The sequence below is a fragment of the Peribacillus sp. TH27 genome (assembly GCF_016650915.1).
Classification (GTDB): domain Bacteria; phylum Bacillota; class Bacilli; order Bacillales; family DSM-1321; genus Peribacillus; species Peribacillus butanolivorans.
Window position 1 is genome coordinate 117,994 of record NZ_JAEKEV010000003.1, and the last position, 18,945, is coordinate 136,938.

Below are 18,945 nucleotides of genomic sequence, written 5' to 3' on the forward strand. Positions count from 1 at the left end.
TGATTTAAGACTTGGCACAGTTTTTGCAACTACTACTATAAGAAACATAAAATTTATAAAAGTTTGGGGGGTTTTTTTGAAATTGATAAAAAGTACAAAGGGAGGGAGATAGGTGAAATATCCCGAAACAAAAGAAAGTGTTGAGGTAGAATTAACCAAAACATTGATTTCTTATCGACCAGTGACATCAACTGAAATTAATAGTTGCATGGACTATTGTTCTAAATGGTTGCAAGAACATGGTTTGGTTGTTGAAGTACTAGAGAATAAAGGGTTAAAAATAATTGTTGCAAACTTACCGAATAATTGTAAGGATCTCCCAAAAGTAATATTAAATGGGCATATTGATGTTGTCCCAGGTGGAGAAAATGTTTTCAAACCCAAAATAGAAAATGGGAAGTTATTTGGAAGAGGAAGTTATGATATGCTTGGGGCAGTTGCAACTATGATGATAGTCATGAGTGATCTGACGAAAAAGGATAGCCTTAAATATAATGTTTCCTTAGTTCTAGTTCCTGATGAAGAAAAAGGAGGACAAGACGGAACTAAATTTTTAGTTGATAACGGATATTTAGGAGATTTTGTTATTTGTGGAGAACCTACAAATTATGACATTTCTATCCAATCAAAAGGTGTATTACAAGTAGAAATTACTGTAAAAGGGAAATCTGCGCATGCAAGCCGTCCATGGCTGGGTGAAAATGCAATTGAAAAAGCAATGGATACATATAAAAAAATCAAAAGTTTAAAGTGTTTTGAAGAAACAAACGCATTTTTTTCTGAAAAATCTTTTAATCTTTCAACTATTAATGGCGGAAGCGTCATTAATCAAGTTCCTGATGAGTGTTCTTTTGAGCTTGATATTCGTTTACTCCCAGACCAAAGTGTAGAGGAAATTTTCAATCTTATAAAGTCAGAAGTTCCAAATATAAAAATTTCTTTACTCAGGAGGGGAGAACCAGTAATGGTTGATGAAAATAACATTTTCCTGAATCGTTTAAAGACAATTGCTAATAAAGTTACTAAAGGTGATATTCGTTTTATTGGTCAATACGGTACAGCTGATACTAGGTTCTATTCAGAATATGGTGTTGCCGCAGTGGAGTTTGGACCAGTAGGTGCCGGTCATCATGGACCAGATGAATTTGTTTACGTCCAATCCCTAAATGATTATAGAAAGATATTAAATGAGTTTATTCTAAATTAAATGTGTAAGTAAAAGGAGAGGGTATTATTATGAAATTTAAAGGTAAAACAGCCATAGTTACAGGTGCAGGTTCAGGTAATGGTAGAGCTATTGCATTAAAGTTCTTCCAAGAAGGAGCGAATGTTGTAATAGCTGACATGAATGAAGAAGGTGCAAAGGAAACGTTAAAACTAGCAGGTCCAGAGAGTAATGGTTTAGTTATTAAAATGGATGTAACCAATAGGGATGATGTTCAAAGAATGGTTACTGAAACTGTAGGTTTTTTTGGAGCAGTTGATATTCTAGTAAACAACGCAGGAATTGTAGGTTTTACACCGTTTTTGGAATTAGATGATAAAGAATGGGATAAAGTTCATGATGTAAATTTAAAAGGTCCATTTTTATGCTCACAAATAGCTTCGAGAGAAATGATAAAAAAAGGGAATGGAGGTAGAATTATTAACATTACATCAGTAGAAGCTCATGTAATTGTTTCAAGTAGTGGAAAATGCCAACCACACTATAATTCTTCAAAAGGCGGATTAAATTTATTAACTAAAGCAATTGCAATTGAACTAGCTCAATATGCAATTACAGCAAATAACATTGCACCTGGAGTGGTGGAAACACCTTTTACGGCTGAAGGATTAAGCAATCCCGAAGCAAAACGTTGGGTATTAGATCGTTTACCTGTAGGACGAATTGGTAAACCAGATGATATTGCTAATGCTGCATTATTTTTAGCTTCTGAAGATTCTAGCTATATGACAGGAAGCACGATTTTTGTTGACGGTGGTTGGACTGCACTTTAAAAAGGAGGAATATTAAGGTGACTTTAAGTATAGATACGTTAAAAAAATTTATTGATGAAGAGAAAATAGAATCGATGATTATAGCTGGAGTAGATATGCAAGGTAAATTATTTGGGAAAAAAGTTCCAGCTAAATATTTTTTAGATATTATGGATGATGGGGTTTATACATGTGCTGTAAACTTGGCATGGGATGTAAATTTGAATTTCAATAATAACTATGATTTCTGCAATTTAGAAACAGGGTTGCACGACATCAAGGTAGTACCTGATTTGTCAACGTTACGTTTATATCCTTGGGTTGAAAAAACAGCAATTGTACTAGGGGATTTATTTGGTAAAAATCAAGAACCAGTTAATGTTTCACCACGAAATATATTAAAAAAACAGATTGAAAAAGCGGAGAATCTTGGATATAAAGCATTTGCTGCTTCAGAATTAGAATTTTTTGTATATAAAGAGAATTCAGACTCTGTAAGAGAAAAGGATTTTAATAACTTAAAGCCTCTATTTCCATATCCAGTAGATTATTCTATATCTCGTTTGAACATAGATGATTGGTTTTTAAGTAAAATTGTCAAAAATTTCGGAAAAGCAGAAATAAATGTAGAATCTGTCAAAGGTGAATGGGGAAGAGGTCAATATGAAATTAACTTAAAGTATACTGATAGCTTAACAATGGCAGACCAAACGGCAATATATAAAAATGGTACAAAGGAAATTGCTGCATTAAATGATCTCCTGGTAACTTTTATGGCTAAACCGGATACTAATGACTCAGGAAGTAGTGGGCACACACATATCAGTCTTTGGGATGCTAATGGAGAAAATAATCTATTCAATGATCCAAATAGTGAAGATGGATTATCAAAGATTGCTAAACACTTTTTAGCTGGGATGTTAGAACTAACACCTGAAATGATGATTTTATACGCACCTTATATTAATTCGTATAAAAGGATTATGAATACCGGTGGTGCTCCAACAACAAATACTTGGGGCATGGATAATCGTACTACTGCCTTTAGAATTGATGGTAAAGGTAAATCTTGTAGAATTGAGAACAGAATTCCAGGTGCAGATGCTAACTTTTATTTAGTCATTGCAGCGTGTTTAGCATCCGGTCTATATGGAATAGAGAACGAGCTAGAACTACCTTCTATGACGACTAATAATGCATATGAGGACCAGAACGCACCGCAACTTCCTAGTAATTTAGTAGAAGCATTAGAACACTTTAAAACTAGTGAAAGAGTGAAGGGAATTTTAGGTGAAGACGTTGTTAAACATTATACAACCGCGGTTGAAAATGAAATAAGAGATTATTTTGCCGATGTAACTGATTGGGAGAAGAGAAAGTATTTAGAATTCATTTAAATTTAGGAGGCTATTATGAGACGTTGGGATTATTTGTGGATAAATGGACAACAAAAAGAAATTAGAGAGTCTATTCCTGTTCTAAACCCAAGAAACGAAAAAGTAATTGGGCATGTACCATCGGCGGATTCTGAGACAGTAGAAGAAGCAATACAAGCAGCAACAACTGCCTTTTTCAATTGGTCTAATCTTTCGAGTGAAGAACGTTCAGCCTATTTGGAAAAATGGGCAAGTTTAATAGAGGAAGATGAAGAATCACTAGCAGAGTTATTATCACTCGAACAAGGAAAGCCCCTAAGTGAGGCAATGGGTGAAATTAAGGGAACTTGTGTTATCATTCGGTGGTTCGCCGAAGAAGGTAAAAGAATATATGGTGAGGTTCTTCCTTCTTCAAGACAAAATCAGCAGTTAATGATTTTACAAAAACCGGTTGGATGTGTTGGGTTGATTACTCCTGCTAATGTTCCCGCAGCAATATTAGCAAACAAAGTGGCACCTGCACTTGCATCTGGATGCACTTTCGTACTAAAGCCTGCAGATCAAACACCAATGATAGGGCTTGCATTAATTGAATTACTTATTAAAACTGGTATCCCAAAGGGTGTAGCAAATATTTTAACAGGAAATGGAGAAGAAATTGGACAGCAGCTTGTTGCTGATACTCGTCTCAAAAAAATTGCATTCACTGGATCAACAGTAGTGGGAAAGAAAATTGCTGCACAAGCTTCTAATTCCATTAAAAGATTAATGCTTGAATTAGGTGGAAATGCACCTGCAATTGTATGTAAAGATGCAAATATTGAAGAAGCTGTTTCTAAAATTCTATCAAATAAATTTGAAAACTCTGGTCAAGTATGTAATGGAATAAATGTTGTATATGTCCATGAGTCTATAAAAACTAAAGTTGTAAAATTATTAAAAGAAAAAATAGAAGAATTAGCTTTTAATACTGACAGTAATACTAAAGGTACAATAGGCCCTCTTATTGATAAATCTTATATTTCTCGTGTTGAGGCTATTGTTAGAGATGCTAAAGAAAAAGGGGCGACCATTCTCATTGGTGGTAACAAATCTGATGCAATTGAAACAGCAAAAGGTTATTATTTTGAGCCAACATTAATAGATGATGTAACTCAAGAAATGAATATTACTCAAGAAGAAGTGTTTGGACCTGTGTTGCCCGTTTCTACTTTTAGAAACGAAGAAGAAATTCTCGAAGTCTGCAACAAAATTACAAATGCCTTAGCTGCCTATATCTTTACTTCAGATATTAAAAAAATAAATGTAATGATGAACCAATTAGAATTTGGAAATATTGGCATTAATGAAACTTCATTGGCATATCCACAGGCCCCATTTGGTGGATTGAAAGAAAGCGGCATTGGTAGAGTAGGTGGAAAAAGAGGATTAGAGGAATATTTAGAATTACGATATATAGCTCTATCAACATAACATAAAAGAGGTGAATGAGTAAATACGGAAATACAGGATATAATGTAAGCCTTTTCTCATAAGGGAAATATCTCAAACTATTGTAGTCGTATACCCTGTTTTTCTTGGATAATCATTTGTATTCCACCACTTACAAAAAAAGTTGGATACTTCTTGCTCAGTGTAGATAGGAAGAATTCAACACCGAAATGAAATAAATCAATAATTTTGTTTGATGTTACCATGAAAGGTGGTGATACCGTAATTGATTTAGACAAATTTGAAGAAGCCCTTCCTACACTTAAATTAATTTCGCTCCTTCTTTTTTACAGGCTATTTTTTTATAACATTATTTCTTGTAGGAAGTAGTATAATTACTGCGATCTGGAACTCAGCTGTTTCTATAGTTATTAATGATCTTTTTAAAAGATATATGGTAAAAAATAAAAGCGAAAGATTTTATATTAACGCCAGCAGAATAGCCTTCCTTTTAATTGGTGCTTCAACACTATTATTTTCGTTGACATTTTTTGGAAATGTTTTAATGTCTTTAATATATCTATCAGCTTTCACTGGTATGCTTGCATTTCCAATAGTAGCAGGTTTTTACTGGGATAAATTTAATACTAAAGCTGCATTTTTCTCAATGGTATCAGGAACATTGTTTGTTTCGTATGCACTTGCAAATGGATTCCCGACCTACTTCATAAGCCCCATTGGAGTATTGGTTTCTTTTGTGGTGGGTATTGTGGTTGCGTTAACAACAAAACAAGACTCATCTCCAGAATTTCTAACTAGTTTTTATAAAGCTGTTGGCAATCCATTGTTTAGTAATGCATATTTTTTTGGAGTGATTCATCTTGATGCTATTTTTCCTTCTCAGGGGAGGTTCTGTCAAGGGCAAGCGGAGCGAGGGCTCTGCCGAATCCTTTACAGGTTCTCCCATGGGAAGGGATCTTCTATTAAGGATGAATCACTCACTGGCTATAAACGGAGGCAGGAGGTTTATAGCCTAATGATTGGTGAGGGCGTTCATGATTATAGAATTGGAAGAAGTTATTAATCTTCTTTCTTGCTTCTCTAGGAGTCCCGTACTCTTTTATGGCTTCATCGCGCAGCTGGATGTATCTCGTAGCCATCATTGACTGGTATTCAAGATATGTGGTCAGTTGAGAATTAGATCAGACTCTTGAAATCGACTTTGTTTTAAAAGCTGTTAAACAGGCTCTCTCAAAAAACAAACCAATCATCATCAGCAGTGATCAGGACAGCCATTTTACCGGCCCGAAATACATCGACCTAGTTTTAAATAAAGAAGTCCGAATTAGTATGGATGGCAGGGGTCGTGCACTGGATAACATTATTACCAAGCGACTTTGGCGGACAATCAAATATGAAGAAGTTTAGAATATCAATTCCCCAGATATGATTCGGATGAGCGATGGGCAGATTCCTAAGCAGATATGGATAAGTCCGATGCTCAAGTTTACGCTTACTAAGATGAGGACCTGGTGAAATACCGGCAATTCCCATCTCCATCATATGGCGTTGAACAGCTTTTCGGTTAATTAAGAGTCCACTGTTATTTAGAACGGCTGTGATGCGGCGAGAGCCGAAAAAGGATACATAGTATAAATCTCGTCGATTTTATGTTTGATAAGAACTTCTTCGGAAGAAGGTTCAACCGGCTTATAATACAAGCTTGATCTATTGAGCCCAAGCAGTTCAGCCTGTGTGGTAATGGGAAGTTCCGCGTCATTCCAATCAATCATGTCTATTCTTTCTGCTCTACTCCTTAAGGCCAGATTTTTTTTAAGCCATGACAATTGCGTGGTTAGACAGCCGACTTCGGCGTATAGAATTTCAATCTGTTCTTCTTACTCTGCTTTCATTCGTAAACAACTGTGGCATTTGATCAAGGAATGCATTCCGCCATTGACGGATCTGATTCACATGAATCCCATGGGATGAAGCAATTTCACTCAGGGTCTTCTCTTCTCTTTTTTTAGGACCTCTAGCACGATTTGAGATTAAATTCTGGTGTATATCGTTTTCTTTTCATAGATCTACTTTAACATCTCCTCATTTGGTGTCTAGTTTTATGGGTCCATTATAGGAGGCTAGTTAGTTAGTTTGAAAGAGCCCAAACATACATCATAAGCAAAAATTGGGCATAACCAAATAAGCCTACTGTATTGGCAGACCTGTTGAAAAATTGTATTAATAATGAAATATCAAGAGTATTTACGCTTATAGGGGATTTGATAGCATAGCGTTTCTAGATATCGTATTACCACTTCTTCAGTAATCTGAGGTGCATAAGTTGGGCTTTTAAAAAGGAGCTTAAACATAATATACGAGGAGGAATTAATGTGATTAAGGAAGATAAAAAGATACAAAATCATGATATTTTAAAGATTGTTGGGTATGCAGATAAAATTAGTGTAAAGCCTGGTGAGAATATAGATTTTAAGATAAGTACAACTAGTTCAAATTATTCTACAAGTATTGTTCGTTTATGTGGGGGTATTACTAATTCAGAGATAGCAGATTTACCTATTGAGATAATAGATGCAGATTGTAACGGAACATATAATGGGCGTCTCCAAACAATTAATGCTGGATCGTATGCTAAATTACCACTTCCTGAAAGCATCTTTGAAAATGGAGAGTTTACAGTATTGATGTGGGTATATGCAACAAGCCCAATGTTAAACAGGGAGCAAATTCTTTGGAGTTCTCAGTCTATTAATTACAATGGGGCTCGCTTGTTTATAGATAAGGCTGGCCACCTATCGTTTGCAATTAAAAATGATAAAAATCAATCATATCAAGTTAAATCAGATAAATCACTAGAGGAAAAAACATGGTACCTAGTAGCAGCTACCTATTCAATTAGAGATCAGAAAATTGGTCTATATAGAAGGCGTTGTAGCGGATGGACAATGGAGGATAAAGAACAGCATATAACATTAGTAACAGATGTTGATATAACAAACGTTAGAGTATCGAACACTTTTTTAGCTGCGGAACAAAATCCTCAACTTGATGGAGAGAATCATTTGCATTTTAATGGAAAGATTGAAAACCCTAAATTTATTAAAATTGCTTTAAATGCTTCTCAGTTACAAGACGTTTATAGTGGGAAAAAAATAGAGGAAATTAATAATAACTTTATTGCTAATTATGATTTTGGTTTAGAAATTGCTTCTGACAAACTAATAGACAAATCATCTAATGCGTATCATGGGGCAATTTACCATACTCCAACTCGAGCAGTAACTAGTCATTCATGGACGGGGAAAAAGTTAGATTTTAAATTGTCTCCTGACCAATATGCTGCAATTCATTTTCATGAAGATGATATTGAAGATGCTAATTGGGATACAGATGTTTCATGGGAATTACCTCTTGGACTGAAAAGTGGTGCATATGCACTCAAGTTGGAAGCTGATGGTGATATTGATTATATTCCTTTCTTTGTTCGCCCATATGAGACTAGTAAGAAATCTAAAATATTGTTTTTAGTGCCGACTAACACATATTTAGCTTATGCAAATGAGAGATTATTTAATCTCCCACTTGATGCTTTTATGGATCATGAGTTAGAGCTAGCTAAACAAGATAGATACTTGATTGCTCACCCTGAGTTTGGAAAATCAATTTATGATACACATACTGATGGAAGTGGTGTCCATTATTCATCTCGTCTTCGTCCAATTATGAATCTTCGCCCCCATTACAGAAATTGGTTAAATGGATTTATCCGCCATTTAGCTGCCGACCTATATATATCTGGGTGGCTTGAAAAAAGGGGGCATCAATATGATATAGCAACTGATGAAGATTTAGATAAACTTGGCGTAGATTTATTAGATCAATATCAAGTTCTTATAACAGGTTCTCATCCTGAATATTGGACTAGACCTATGCTTGAAGCATTACAACATTTTCAAAGTAATGGTGGAAGATTAATGTACATGGGAGGGAACGGGTTTTATTGGGTAACAAGTATTGATCCGAAACGTCCACATCTAGTGGAAGTAAGGCGTGGTAATTCAGGTACACGTTCATGGGACTCCCCACCAGGAGAAGTATTTCATAGTACAACCGGAGAATGTGGTGGACTATGGAGACATAATGGATACATCCCTCAAAGTTTAGTAGGAATTGGTTTAGCTGCAATGGGCTGGGGAAAATGTTGTGGCTACCGCCTTTTACCAGATAGTAAGGATGAAAGGGCTAAGTTTATTTTTGAAGGAATAAAGGATGATGAGATAATAGGTGATTTTGGGTACATTATGGGAGGTGCAGTTGGGGATGAGGTTGATCGATATGACCTCTCCTTAGGAACTCCAAAACACGCACTTCGTCTAGCTACTGCAACAGGATTAGACAACAATTATCAATTAGTTCATGAAGATCTGTTATTTACCGCTCCAGGGCAAGGAGGGAGTGAAAATGAGTTAGTTAGAGCAGATATGACATATTTTGAAATAGAAGGTGGAGGAGCTGTGTTTTCAGTGGGCTCTATAAACTGGGCAGGTAGCATGGCTTGGAACAACTATGATAATAATGTTGCAAAAATTAGTGACAATGTATTAAATCGTTTCTTATTTGAAGATTAATACTCATAGTTTTAAAAGAAAAGAAAATTTCAACTCCAGATTAAGTCCCACAATTACACTATGCGTAGGAGAACAGAAATGGAAGTTCCTTTTAGTATAATAAAAAGGTCCTCTATTACAATTATCATTGCTTTATTTGGTTCAGTTGAAGAAGTTCTAAAGCTAGAAAACTTTGGAGCTCTCACTTCAATTATGATGCTTAACCTTACAGTATTTATTTACTTCTTTGTTAAAAAGAAGAAAAGAGATTTAAAAAGTATTTTTAAATATGTAGTGTTACCTTTAGTAGGTTTAAGTATTTTAACATACGTTTGGAGTGGTCTAGGAACACCAACATATATTGTAGGTTTTAGTTGGTTGTTCATTGGAATTGTCATCGGAGTTGTAAAATCAAAAGGCTATAAAGAAGCGCCAACAAATATTAACAACTTATAATTATAAACCTTTTCGCTGTCTAGAATCAATAAAAGAGTAAAGGGTGAAGAAGTATGGAAGAGCTTTTGAAACAACTTCATAAAGTGATTGATGAAAATGAAGAGGAAATGATTGAGATTCGAAGGGACTTGCATAGGCATCCAGAACTCTCATTCCAAGAAAAAAGGACACCAGAAATTATAGCTGATTATTTAGAAAAATTGGGTATTGAGGTTCGTCGAAATGTTGGGGGAAGAGGAGTTGTAGGAACCTTAAAAGGAGGGCTGCCTGGTAAGACGATCGCTTTAAGAGCAGATTTTGATGCACTTCCAATTCAGGATGAAAAAGATGTACCCTATAAATCTACGGTTCCGGGGGTTATGCATGCATGTGGTCATGATGGACATACAGCCGCATTATTGGCAACGGCCAAAGCTCTTGCGAAGCATCGTGAAAATCTACCTGGCAATATTGTATTTATTCATCAATTTGCAGAGGAAGTAACCCCTGGGGGAGCGAGACCTATGATTGAAGATGGATGTCTTAATGGTGTAGATGCCGTGTTTGGATGTCATCTTATGAGTACGCTGCCACTTGGTAACGTGTATTATCGAGAAGGATATATACAGGCAGCAGCTGATATGTTTACCATTAAGATAAAAGGAAAAGGGGGACATGGAGCCATTCCACATGAGACAGTGGATCCAATTATTATTGGTTCGCAAATTGCCATGAATCTTCAAACGATCACAAGCCGAAGTCTTGATCCATTGAAAGAGTTGGTAATATCGATAGGATCTTTTCATGCAGGTGAAGCATTTAACGTAATACCTGAATCTGCTGAGCTAAAAGGAACTCTACGTACCTTTGACCCATATGTCAGAAATATGGCTGAACGCAGCCTAAAAAAAATTGCCTCTTCAGTAGCAGAAGCAAATGATGCAATAGCAGAAGTTAAGTATGATAGAGGGTACGATTCAGTTTGGAATCATTCTGAAGAAACAAAGATTGTACAAGAGTCTTTCAAAAAAGTTGCAGGAGTAAAGGGAGTACTCGAGACACCGCCAATAATGCCTGGAGAAGACTTTTCTTACTATACACAACAAGTTCCTGGTTCCTTCTTTTTTACAGGAGCGAAAGTGGAAGACGCTTCCAATGTTTTCCCGCATCATCATGAAAAATTCGATTTTGATGAACGGGCAATGAGTATTACTGCGAAAGGATTTTGCTCGATTATTCTCTCTTACTAGCAGCACTGATAAAAGTACGGAATCTGCTATTGATTTATGTAATTCAAAAAATGATATAAAAAAAGGAGTGTAGCCTATGTACGCAAAGATTAACGGTACGAGAATCTATTTTGATGTGGAAGGTATGGGCAGTGTCCCCAAGCAATAAATATGTATTCGAACCGCTGAATAAAGGGCAATTCAATAATACTTGTCGTTGTTAGTGTTGGCCATAGGTAATGGCCAACTGTTTTTGTGAATAAAAGACTGTCGAAACAAAATAAGTTAATAAGGTCACTAACGTTGTAGCCAAGGCTCCTCCATGAGCATACTTTCGGGATGTTTCAGGATTTTTGATGAAAGGATAAAACATCAGGAATCTACTGAAAAGGAATTCATTTGATCAATCATTTTTAAAAATGGATTCATTTTATTTATTGTAAAGTATGGGATTGAGAGGAGTTTTTAATCAAACTTTATTTGAAAGCTACAATATAACTTAATAGCCTTCAACGCTACATTGCAGGCTTGAGTCTGCTTTATTTTTTAGCTAAGAATGTATAAAATTTTGGTTTATCACAGTTACTTAGGTTTTATCTCTTCGTCATTCTCCTCAGGTTTTTCTCTATATGATCTATTTATTGCAACTACTATAATTGTTAGTATGAGTAAATAAAACACATTTACTTTGCCTTCAAATATACCCTGTATATATACTTCTTTTGTGTGTAGATTAATCGAATAGCAAAGATGATTCCAAATAAGACTAACATGTCGTCTAATAAATGTGGGAATTTTTTGAGCATGTCCATACTCCTTTTTTTATAGTTAAATATCACCATTTCTTTATTTTGTTAATTTTATTCGTAAACATTACTAAAGTCTTTTTCAAGCAAAGCTAAAAGCAATTTAAGAATAGGGAACTTCAAAAAGCCAAAAAAATGACTCAATCCGAATAATGGCTTTTGAAAATTCGCTGACACGTAGTATTTTTCTTAGCAACATTCCGTTTCACTTTATGATGCAAGAAAAAATCTCCACCTTTTCCATTAGTTTTTCAAATTTCTTGCTTTTTGGCTTCACGACAAGCCGAACATACCCAAAAAGGAGGATAGACATTCGGCTTGTTGATCACATTATAAAGCGAGAAAACGCCCAGCCTTCGAACCAAATAGTGTGTTTTTTTATGTACATACGCTAAAGGCGACAGCCTTCACACCCCAAAAGGAAGGGTAAACAAAAAAGGATAACCATCATTAACCTTTTTGTTCATTATCGGTTGCAGCTTCTTCATATGCAGAACAATTTGCTTTTATTTCCTCTTTTTCTTTCTGAGTCACTGGAAGCAATATATAGCGGAGAGTCTGTAATTCCTATCGATACAAGCTTAACGGCTAATAGTGAACGCTACATAAGGAATATAAACGACAAAATAGAAATACTGTTAGATAGATTTGCTGAAGAATCCGAGAAAAGGAAAGAGCTTAAGCTATTAGGACATATTGATTCGGTTTCCACCTGGAAGGTATTTTAACAAATGACGGACTGGCCGCTGATGGCAATAGTCTCCTGGATACCTGCATCTACGGCTAGACAACGGGATCATGACAATTCCCGAGATGGCCAGTATAGCATTGTTGCTAACGTTCGTAAAAGTACACTTTTACGAACGGTTGTTTTTTATGCAAAATCATCTTGTTTTAACGTTCATTAAAGTTATAAATCATTTTACGAACGTTCGTGTATTTATATACACTTTTACGAACGTTTTTGGTAGAATAAGAGAAAAGCAGAAGATGGAGAAAAAAATGGATATTCGTAAATTTGGATACATTCGAGTTAGCAGCAAAGATCAAAATGAAGGACGACAATTTCAGGCAATGAAAGAAAAGGGGCTTGATGAACGAGATATCTTTATGGATAAACAGAGTGGGAAAAATTTTGAACGAGAACAATATCAACTATTAAAACGGATGATCCGAAAAGGGGATGTCCTATATATTCATTCACTCGATCGTTTTGGACGAAACAAGGAAGAAATTCTAAAAGAATGGAATGACATCACGAAAAATATCCAGGCAGATATCGTTGTGATGGATATGCCTTTGTTGGATACAACTCAATTTAAGGATAGTTTAGGGACTTTCATTGCAGATCTAGTTTTACAAATCCTTTCTTGGATGGCAGAAGAGGAACGGGACCGTATTCGAAAACGGCAGCGTGAAGGAATTGATGTGGCTTTGCAAAACGGTGTGCCTTTCGGCCGACCGAAAGCACAAGTAACGGAAGAGTTTAAAGAAGTCTATGATTTTTGGAAAGCAGGAGAGATGACAGCCGTTAAAGCTATGGCGGAATTAGGCGTTAAAAAGACGACTTTTTATAAGTTGGTTAAGGAATATGAGAGAGACCTTCAAATTATCAATATATAATAGAAGAAACTCGTTAAAGGCGGTTCTGATGCAAATATGATTTGATAGAAAAAAAGGACTCTTATCCACCGTAATGACGCGAGGTTTAGAAACATGTAAAGACCGCAAAGCTTTCTTGAAGAAGTGCTTTGCAGTCTTTTTGTCTCTTGTTTTACTGAAATGAAAATCAATCGTGTTTCCTTCGGAATCCCCTGCACGTACAGATACAACCATTGACCTTTTACTTTGATATAGGTTTCATCGACTCCCCAGGAGTCATTTGTTGGCTTAAGATGACGTCGTACTCATACTCTTTCATCTAATTCCGGTCCATATTGATGAATCCCAACGCATAATCGGTGTGTGAGCCATCGATAAGCGTTCTTCCATCATCTCCACTAAATTACGAAAGCTCAAGTTGTACCTCATACCATTTCACTGTTAATAAAATCATGTCAGACTGATAATGTTTCCATTTGAATTAATATTTTTCCCCATACTGATCACGCACCTTTTTTAGAGTAATAGTATCAGTGTGTTCATGATTTAGAGATTAATTGCAATTATCTTGGAGTTTTTACACAAGAAACCAATTTTCGGTGTTTTCATGCACTTAAAACAAAATCACAAAATATTTTTAATTTTTAATTTTATAATTGACGCAACTATAATAAAACGTTATCATTATTTTACTTATTAGTTTGTTTAATAAACAAACTAATATTCAAAAGTGATTCACTCGCTTTAATTTTTTTACATTAACATATGAATTACTACAAATTTATTATCTACTTACATTTTTTAAGTCAATAATGTAAGCGTTTAAAGTTTTTTAATTGTAATTATCAGAATCGTATTGTAAGCGTTTTTATTATCAAAATCTTTGCAACCAGAATAGAAGAGAAAGCAGGGAATATCCATGTCTAGAAAAGATAGAAAAGTTACATTACGTACTAGTATCGGTTTTGGATTAACAGACATAATGGGTGGTGGGGCTTTTACCATTATTGGAGCTTGGCTACTATTTTTCTTTACAACGTTTGCTGGTTTATCACCGGTACAAGCCGCTTCTATCATTGCCATTGCTCGCATTGTCGATGCAGTTATCGCTTTGTTTGTTGGAAGTATATCAGATAATTTCTTTAAGTATAAGTTAGGTAGAATGTTCGGTAGACGTCGCTTTTTCCTATTAATCGGTTCACCATTAATGCTTACTTATGTTTTATTATGGGTATCAGGAATGAACTACTGGTACTATCTTTTCACTTATTTACTATTCGAAATAATTGCAGCGATGGTATTAATCCCTTGGGAAACACTACCTTCTGAAATGACAAAAGATTTTAAAGAAAGAACTAAAATGTCAACATCAAGAATGTTTCTTTCTGGTACAGGTACGTTTTTAGCTACTTTTGTTCCAGGGCAATTAATTGCTTATTTTGGAGATAACAATGCCAACGCTTACTTAATTAACGGTGCCTTCTTTGCTATACTATTTGCAATCTGTATATTTATTTCGTATAAATCATCATGGGAAAATAAGCTTTCACCTGAGGAAGAAAAAGCAATACTAGAAAAGGCAAATGAGACTAAAGGATTTGGTGAAACATTAAAAGCCATTGGTTCTGTGCTTAAGGAATTTGCTACAACTTTTAAAATCAAGAGTTTCCGAAAACATTTAGGAATTTATCTTTTTTCATTTACTGGGAAAGATGTATTTAATACAGTATTCATATATTTCTGTATATTTGCATTAGGTACATCTTCTACACTTGGTGCTAATTTACTTTCATTAAGCATCATTGGTATACCGGTGACAATCTTAGCAGGATTTTTGATTGTTAAAGTTGGACCTGCAAATTTATTTAAAGTAGCTTATTCTATAATGATCTTATGTTTAATTGGATTTTATGTTATTTATTTAACTCAACCAAGTTCAATGATCGTTTTATTATTTATAATTGCTGGGATTTATCAAGTTGGTAGAAGTATATTGGAATTCACTCCGTGGAATGTTTTCCCATTTATTCCGGATATCGATGAAATCGTAACAAGACAAAGACGTGAAGGTCTCTTTGCTGCAGTTATGACATTTGCTAGAAAATCTTCTGTAGCAATTGCTACTATGGCTGTTGGTCTTCTATTAGAATTTGGTGGTTTTGTCGAAGGATCAGCAACACAAACACCTGAAGCAATTCATACTATCGTATATACGTTAGTGATTGGGACTTCACTGTTGCTAGTAATTTCAATGTGCATAGCTTTCACTTTCAAATTAAATAAAAAAACACATGAAATCTTAGTAGATGAAATTGATCGTTTAAAAAATAATGGTTCTAAAGCAGACGTTAATCCAAAAACGAAAGAAGTTGTTGAAAGTCTGACTGGTTATGCTTATGAAAATGTATGGCCTGAGGATCCAATCGAAAAGGAGAACGCTTCTTAACTTGTTAACTATTAAAAATCGAGTAGGAGGGGGCGACCCCCTCCTACTCGATTTTATGTTAGGATTAATAATATTTCGAACAGCCAATCAAGAGGGATTTTCTTAAAGGCCTTGGCTTTCCTCAAATCTCGTTTGTACCTAAATTAATGTATTTCCTTGATGTGAGATAATCGAATGGAGAAAATATTTTGATTTTTATCCGTTAAGGACAGGGTTTGTTCATAAAGGTTCAGTTTATACATATGGCCCTTGCAAGTTTCTAAAAACCCATCTTTAAAATAAGTGATTGTCATTATGCCATTTTTTTTCAATGATTTTAATATCATTTGATCATCTCCTTCCTGTCTGGTTTATAAAAGTAATTTTTATGCTAGCAATCCATTATTTATGATAAATAGTAAGAAAGCTAGTGTAACAATCGGTTGTATAACATATAGTATACACCAATAATTGCAAACGCTTTCATCTATATATGAACGTTGTGTGAAATTATCATTTTCTGTAGGATGCATTATATTATAGATTGACCTTCAAAGTAGCAATAAATAATAGAAGAAACTCATCAAAATGAAGCCTTTGTTAAACGAAACAAAGGCTTACTTCTATGTATAGAGGCTTTCACCTTCTAGTTAATAATTAATAATATTTTAAGCTGACTCAACGATTCACGAACAATTCTTTGTCCGTAATTTTTTTTTTCATACATTCAGAGAAAACGACTAATTTAAATTAGAATATTCAGATTATTGGTGGTGACTCTAACAATTGATTCGTATTATTACTTAGGTCTTTTTATGACTCCCGGTTAATAAAATTTGAAAGATGGTTTTTTTAAAGGGGGATTTAGCTATGACTGAGAATTCACAAGAATTTAATATGAGAATAGCATCTGGAATGTTTGTTGCGCGTTCATTAGATGAAATACGTTTTTGGTCTAGAATTATGAAAGAACACTCTTTATTTCTTAGGCTAGGATTTAGATGTGAAGATACACAGTTAATTGAAGAAGCTAATCAGTTTTATCGATTGTTTGAAAGGATTGAACAGCAATCACATTCATTTACAAATCAAACCGATCCAGAACAAATTAAAAGATTTAATTCGGAAGTCCAACAGGCTGCAACAGGTATATTCGCATTTAAGCGAAAAGTATTAGGACTGATACTAACCTGTCAATTACCAGGAGCAAACAATTTTCCTCTTTTAGTGGATCATACAAGTAGAGAAGCCAATTATTTTAGAAAAAGATTAATTGAATTAAACGAAGGGAAATTGAAACCACTACCTGATGCTATCATTAAAGAGAATGTTTTCTTTTTAAGAATAATGGCCGACCACGCTAAATTTATTGGACACTTACTTGACCCATCGGAAAGAAAGCTTGTAGATATGGCGAGAAACTTTAGCAATGATTTTGATCAATTGGTCTTTCAGGCTACTGATTTAGAGTCTATGAAACCACAATCACAGACCGTTCCTCTCTTGGATCAGTTTCTTGATCAGAATCGAGTGTCTGTAGTATCACTGCGAGATTTTAAGAAAACTGCCCGGGATCTAATTGAGGAATGTAAAATTAAGAGTATTATCCATCCTCTTTTGGCGGATCATGTTTTCCGAGAAGCCGAACGATTCCTTGCAATTATTGATATGTTTGAAGCACATTTGATGGAAGAAAAATAGCAACCTAAATAAGTTACAAATGTATGGAAAATTCATTCCTTAATTAAGAACTAGCGTTTTTTTTTTGTCTTATATTGATTAAGAAGATTATGTAGGGAAATTCATCATAGAGATGAAGGAATCAACCAATTTGAACGATAACAGACGATCTTTGAAGCAAATATAAAGTTGAAGTTTGGATAAAACCATCATTGATGAAGTTGCAGTAAGGGTAAGGGGGAGGAATTTCCCCTTTTTTTGATTCGTGTGGATTTACAACTATAAGAAGTACTTCCATAGGTATTAAAAAAAAATCCACTAAAGTAAAAAATATGATTAGGAAATAATGACCTTTACCGTGTTTGCTTAAGGAAACTTTTTTTGACAGATGTTATTTCTATGGACTAACAACAAAAGATTGCTATAGACCCACCCACTTAATGCTTGGTAATATAATCAAGTGTTATATTTGGAGGGGTAGCCATGGAACAACAGAAGTATAATGAGTTAAAAATGGGTGAACGGGGAGTTATCCTTAGTATCTGCACTTATATATTTTTATCTGCTGCAAAGTTATTTATAGGTTATTCAGCAGACTCAGAAGCTTTAAAAGCAGATGGGCTAAACAATTTGACTGATATCATTGCTTCGATCGCAGTTCTAATAGGTCTGAAAATAGCACAAAAGCCGGCTGATGAGAACCATCCATACGGTCATTGGAAATCCGAGACTGTAGCATCGATGGTTGCTTCTTTTATTATGGTGGCTGTTGGTATTCAAGTTTTATATACAGCTATCTCTTCGGTATTCGAGGGAAGAAAAGAATCTCCTGATTTAATCGCAGCATGGACAGGCATGTTCTGTGCAATAGTTATATATTTCGTATATCGATATAATAGGAATTTGGCGAAGAAAATTAATAGTCAATCAGTAATGGCTGCAGCAAAGGACAACCTTTCAGATGCCTGGGTAAGTATAGGTACGGTAGTCGGAATTATTGGTTCTCAATTTAACCTTGCATGGCTTGACCCTGTAGCAGCTGTTATCGTAGGTCTATTGATTTGTAAAACTGGTTGGGATATTTTCCGAGAAGCTTCACTTAATTTGACAGATGGTTTCGATGAAGAACTGATAGAAACTTATAAAAAAACCATTCTTAATACCTTTGGTGTAAAAGGAGTTAAGGATATCAGAGCAAGGAATTACGGTAATAATACTGTTGTAGATGCTGTTATTCTCGTTAATTCTACTTTGGAAATTAAAGATGCACATGACATTTCTACAAAGGTTGAAAATGTATTAAAAACCGAACACGATGTCTATGAGGTTCATATTCATGTAGAACCGAACTAAAAA

At 34.9% G+C, this 18,945-nt stretch carries 13 protein-coding genes and 5 pseudogenes; 13 read left to right on the forward strand and 5 right to left on the reverse strand.

All coding sequences use genetic code 11. The features are described from left to right. Positions 1-112: 112 nt before the first annotated feature. The 5 genes from JFU24_RS29495 to JFU24_RS29515 all read left to right on the forward strand — a co-directional run bounded on the left by JFU24_RS29495 (position 113) and on the right by JFU24_RS29515 (position 5,868). A complete protein-coding gene (locus JFU24_RS29495) occupies positions 113-1,207 on the forward strand; it encodes an ArgE/DapE family deacylase (RefSeq protein ID WP_201251051.1) in 1,095 nt (364 codons plus the stop codon). Between the two features lie 29 nt (positions 1,208-1,236). Continuing rightward, complete coding sequence (locus JFU24_RS29500) at positions 1,237-1,998, forward strand: SDR family NAD(P)-dependent oxidoreductase (RefSeq protein WP_201251052.1); 762 nt, start codon at positions 1,237-1,239, stop codon at positions 1,996-1,998. A 17-nt stretch (positions 1,999-2,015) separates the two neighbouring features. Continuing rightward, positions 2,016-3,374: a glutamine synthetase family protein gene (locus JFU24_RS29505; RefSeq protein ID WP_201251053.1), complete on the forward strand. Its 1,359-nt coding sequence runs from the start codon at positions 2,016-2,018 to the stop codon at positions 3,372-3,374. Positions 3,375-3,389: 15 nt separating this feature from the next. Beyond that, positions 3,390-4,826 carry an NAD-dependent succinate-semialdehyde dehydrogenase gene (locus JFU24_RS29510; RefSeq protein WP_201251054.1) on the forward strand — a complete coding sequence of 479 codons (1,437 nt, stop codon included), beginning with the start codon at positions 3,390-3,392 and terminating at the stop codon, positions 4,824-4,826. A 352-nt stretch (positions 4,827-5,178) separates the two neighbouring features. Continuing rightward, positions 5,179-5,868 (forward strand): sodium:solute symporter family transporter, encoded by a 690-nt coding sequence (locus JFU24_RS29515; RefSeq protein WP_342214764.1) that lies wholly within the window; start codon positions 5,179-5,181, stop codon positions 5,866-5,868. On the opposite strand, the pseudogene JFU24_RS31440 reads toward JFU24_RS29515, so the two are convergent. Next, a pseudogene (locus JFU24_RS31440) lies at positions 5,861-5,947 on the reverse strand (hypothetical protein); the annotation flags it as partial. The gene JFU24_RS29515 and the pseudogene JFU24_RS31440 overlap by 8 nt on opposite strands. On the opposite strand from JFU24_RS31440, the pseudogene JFU24_RS30530 reads away from it, so the two are divergent. After that, positions 5,922-6,209, forward strand: a pseudogene (locus JFU24_RS30530) (DDE-type integrase/transposase/recombinase); the annotation flags it as partial. The pseudogenes JFU24_RS31440 and JFU24_RS30530 sit on opposite strands and share 26 nt — an antisense overlap. On the opposite strand, the pseudogene JFU24_RS31445 reads toward JFU24_RS30530, so the two are convergent. Further along, positions 6,111-6,413, reverse strand: a pseudogene (locus JFU24_RS31445) (IS3 family transposase); the annotation flags it as partial. The pseudogenes JFU24_RS30530 and JFU24_RS31445 overlap by 99 nt on opposite strands. 764 nt (positions 6,414-7,177) lie before the next feature. Here JFU24_RS31445 and JFU24_RS29525 point away from each other — a divergent pair. The 3 genes from JFU24_RS29525 to JFU24_RS29535 all read left to right on the forward strand — a co-directional run bounded on the left by JFU24_RS29525 (position 7,178) and on the right by JFU24_RS29535 (position 11,097). After that, entirely contained in the window at positions 7,178-9,433 is a 2,256-nt protein-coding gene (locus JFU24_RS29525) for a N,N-dimethylformamidase beta subunit family domain-containing protein (RefSeq protein ID WP_342214761.1), read from the forward strand. A gap of 78 nt (positions 9,434-9,511) precedes the next feature. After that, the gene (locus JFU24_RS29530) at positions 9,512-9,868 is read left to right on the forward strand and encodes a hypothetical protein (protein ID WP_201251055.1); all 357 of its coding nucleotides are present in this window, start codon (positions 9,512-9,514) and stop codon (positions 9,866-9,868) included. Positions 9,869-9,921: 53 nt separating this feature from the next. Beyond that, a complete protein-coding gene (locus JFU24_RS29535; RefSeq protein WP_201251056.1) occupies positions 9,922-11,097 on the forward strand; it encodes an amidohydrolase in 1,176 nt (391 codons plus the stop codon). Positions 11,098-11,186: 89 nt separating this feature from the next. On the opposite strand, the pseudogene JFU24_RS31450 reads toward JFU24_RS29535, so the two are convergent. Further along, positions 11,187-11,449, reverse strand: a pseudogene (locus JFU24_RS31450) (GerAB/ArcD/ProY family transporter). Positions 11,450-12,884: 1,435 nt separating this feature from the next. Between JFU24_RS31450 and JFU24_RS29545 the strand changes: the two are divergent. Further along, positions 12,885-13,505: a recombinase family protein gene (locus JFU24_RS29545; protein WP_201184477.1), complete on the forward strand. Its 621-nt coding sequence runs from the start codon at positions 12,885-12,887 to the stop codon at positions 13,503-13,505. On the opposite strand, the pseudogene JFU24_RS31455 reads toward JFU24_RS29545, so the two are convergent. Beyond that, positions 13,431-13,702: pseudogene (locus JFU24_RS31455) on the reverse strand (hypothetical protein). The gene JFU24_RS29545 and the pseudogene JFU24_RS31455 overlap by 75 nt on opposite strands. A gap of 701 nt (positions 13,703-14,403) precedes the next feature. Between JFU24_RS31455 and JFU24_RS29555 the strand changes: the two are divergent. Beyond that, positions 14,404-15,930, forward strand: a complete 1,527-nt coding sequence (locus tag JFU24_RS29555) for an MFS transporter (protein WP_201251057.1) — start codon at positions 14,404-14,406, stop codon at positions 15,928-15,930. 143 nt (positions 15,931-16,073) lie between these two features. On the opposite strand, the gene JFU24_RS29560 is transcribed toward JFU24_RS29555, so the two are convergent. Continuing rightward, entirely contained in the window at positions 16,074-16,256 is a 183-nt protein-coding gene (locus tag JFU24_RS29560) for a YolD-like family protein (protein ID WP_056521496.1), read from the reverse strand. 523 nt (positions 16,257-16,779) lie between these two features. On the opposite strand from JFU24_RS29560, the gene JFU24_RS29565 reads away from it, so the two are divergent. Both JFU24_RS29565 and JFU24_RS29570 read left to right on the forward strand, forming a co-directional pair. Further along, positions 16,780-17,610: a DUF2935 domain-containing protein gene (locus JFU24_RS29565; protein ID WP_201184471.1), complete on the forward strand. Its 831-nt coding sequence runs from the start codon at positions 16,780-16,782 to the stop codon at positions 17,608-17,610. 462 nt (positions 17,611-18,072) lie between these two features. Beyond that, positions 18,073-18,942, forward strand: a complete 870-nt coding sequence (locus tag JFU24_RS29570) for a cation diffusion facilitator family transporter (protein ID WP_201225660.1) — start codon at positions 18,073-18,075, stop codon at positions 18,940-18,942. Positions 18,943-18,945 lie beyond the last annotated feature (3 nt).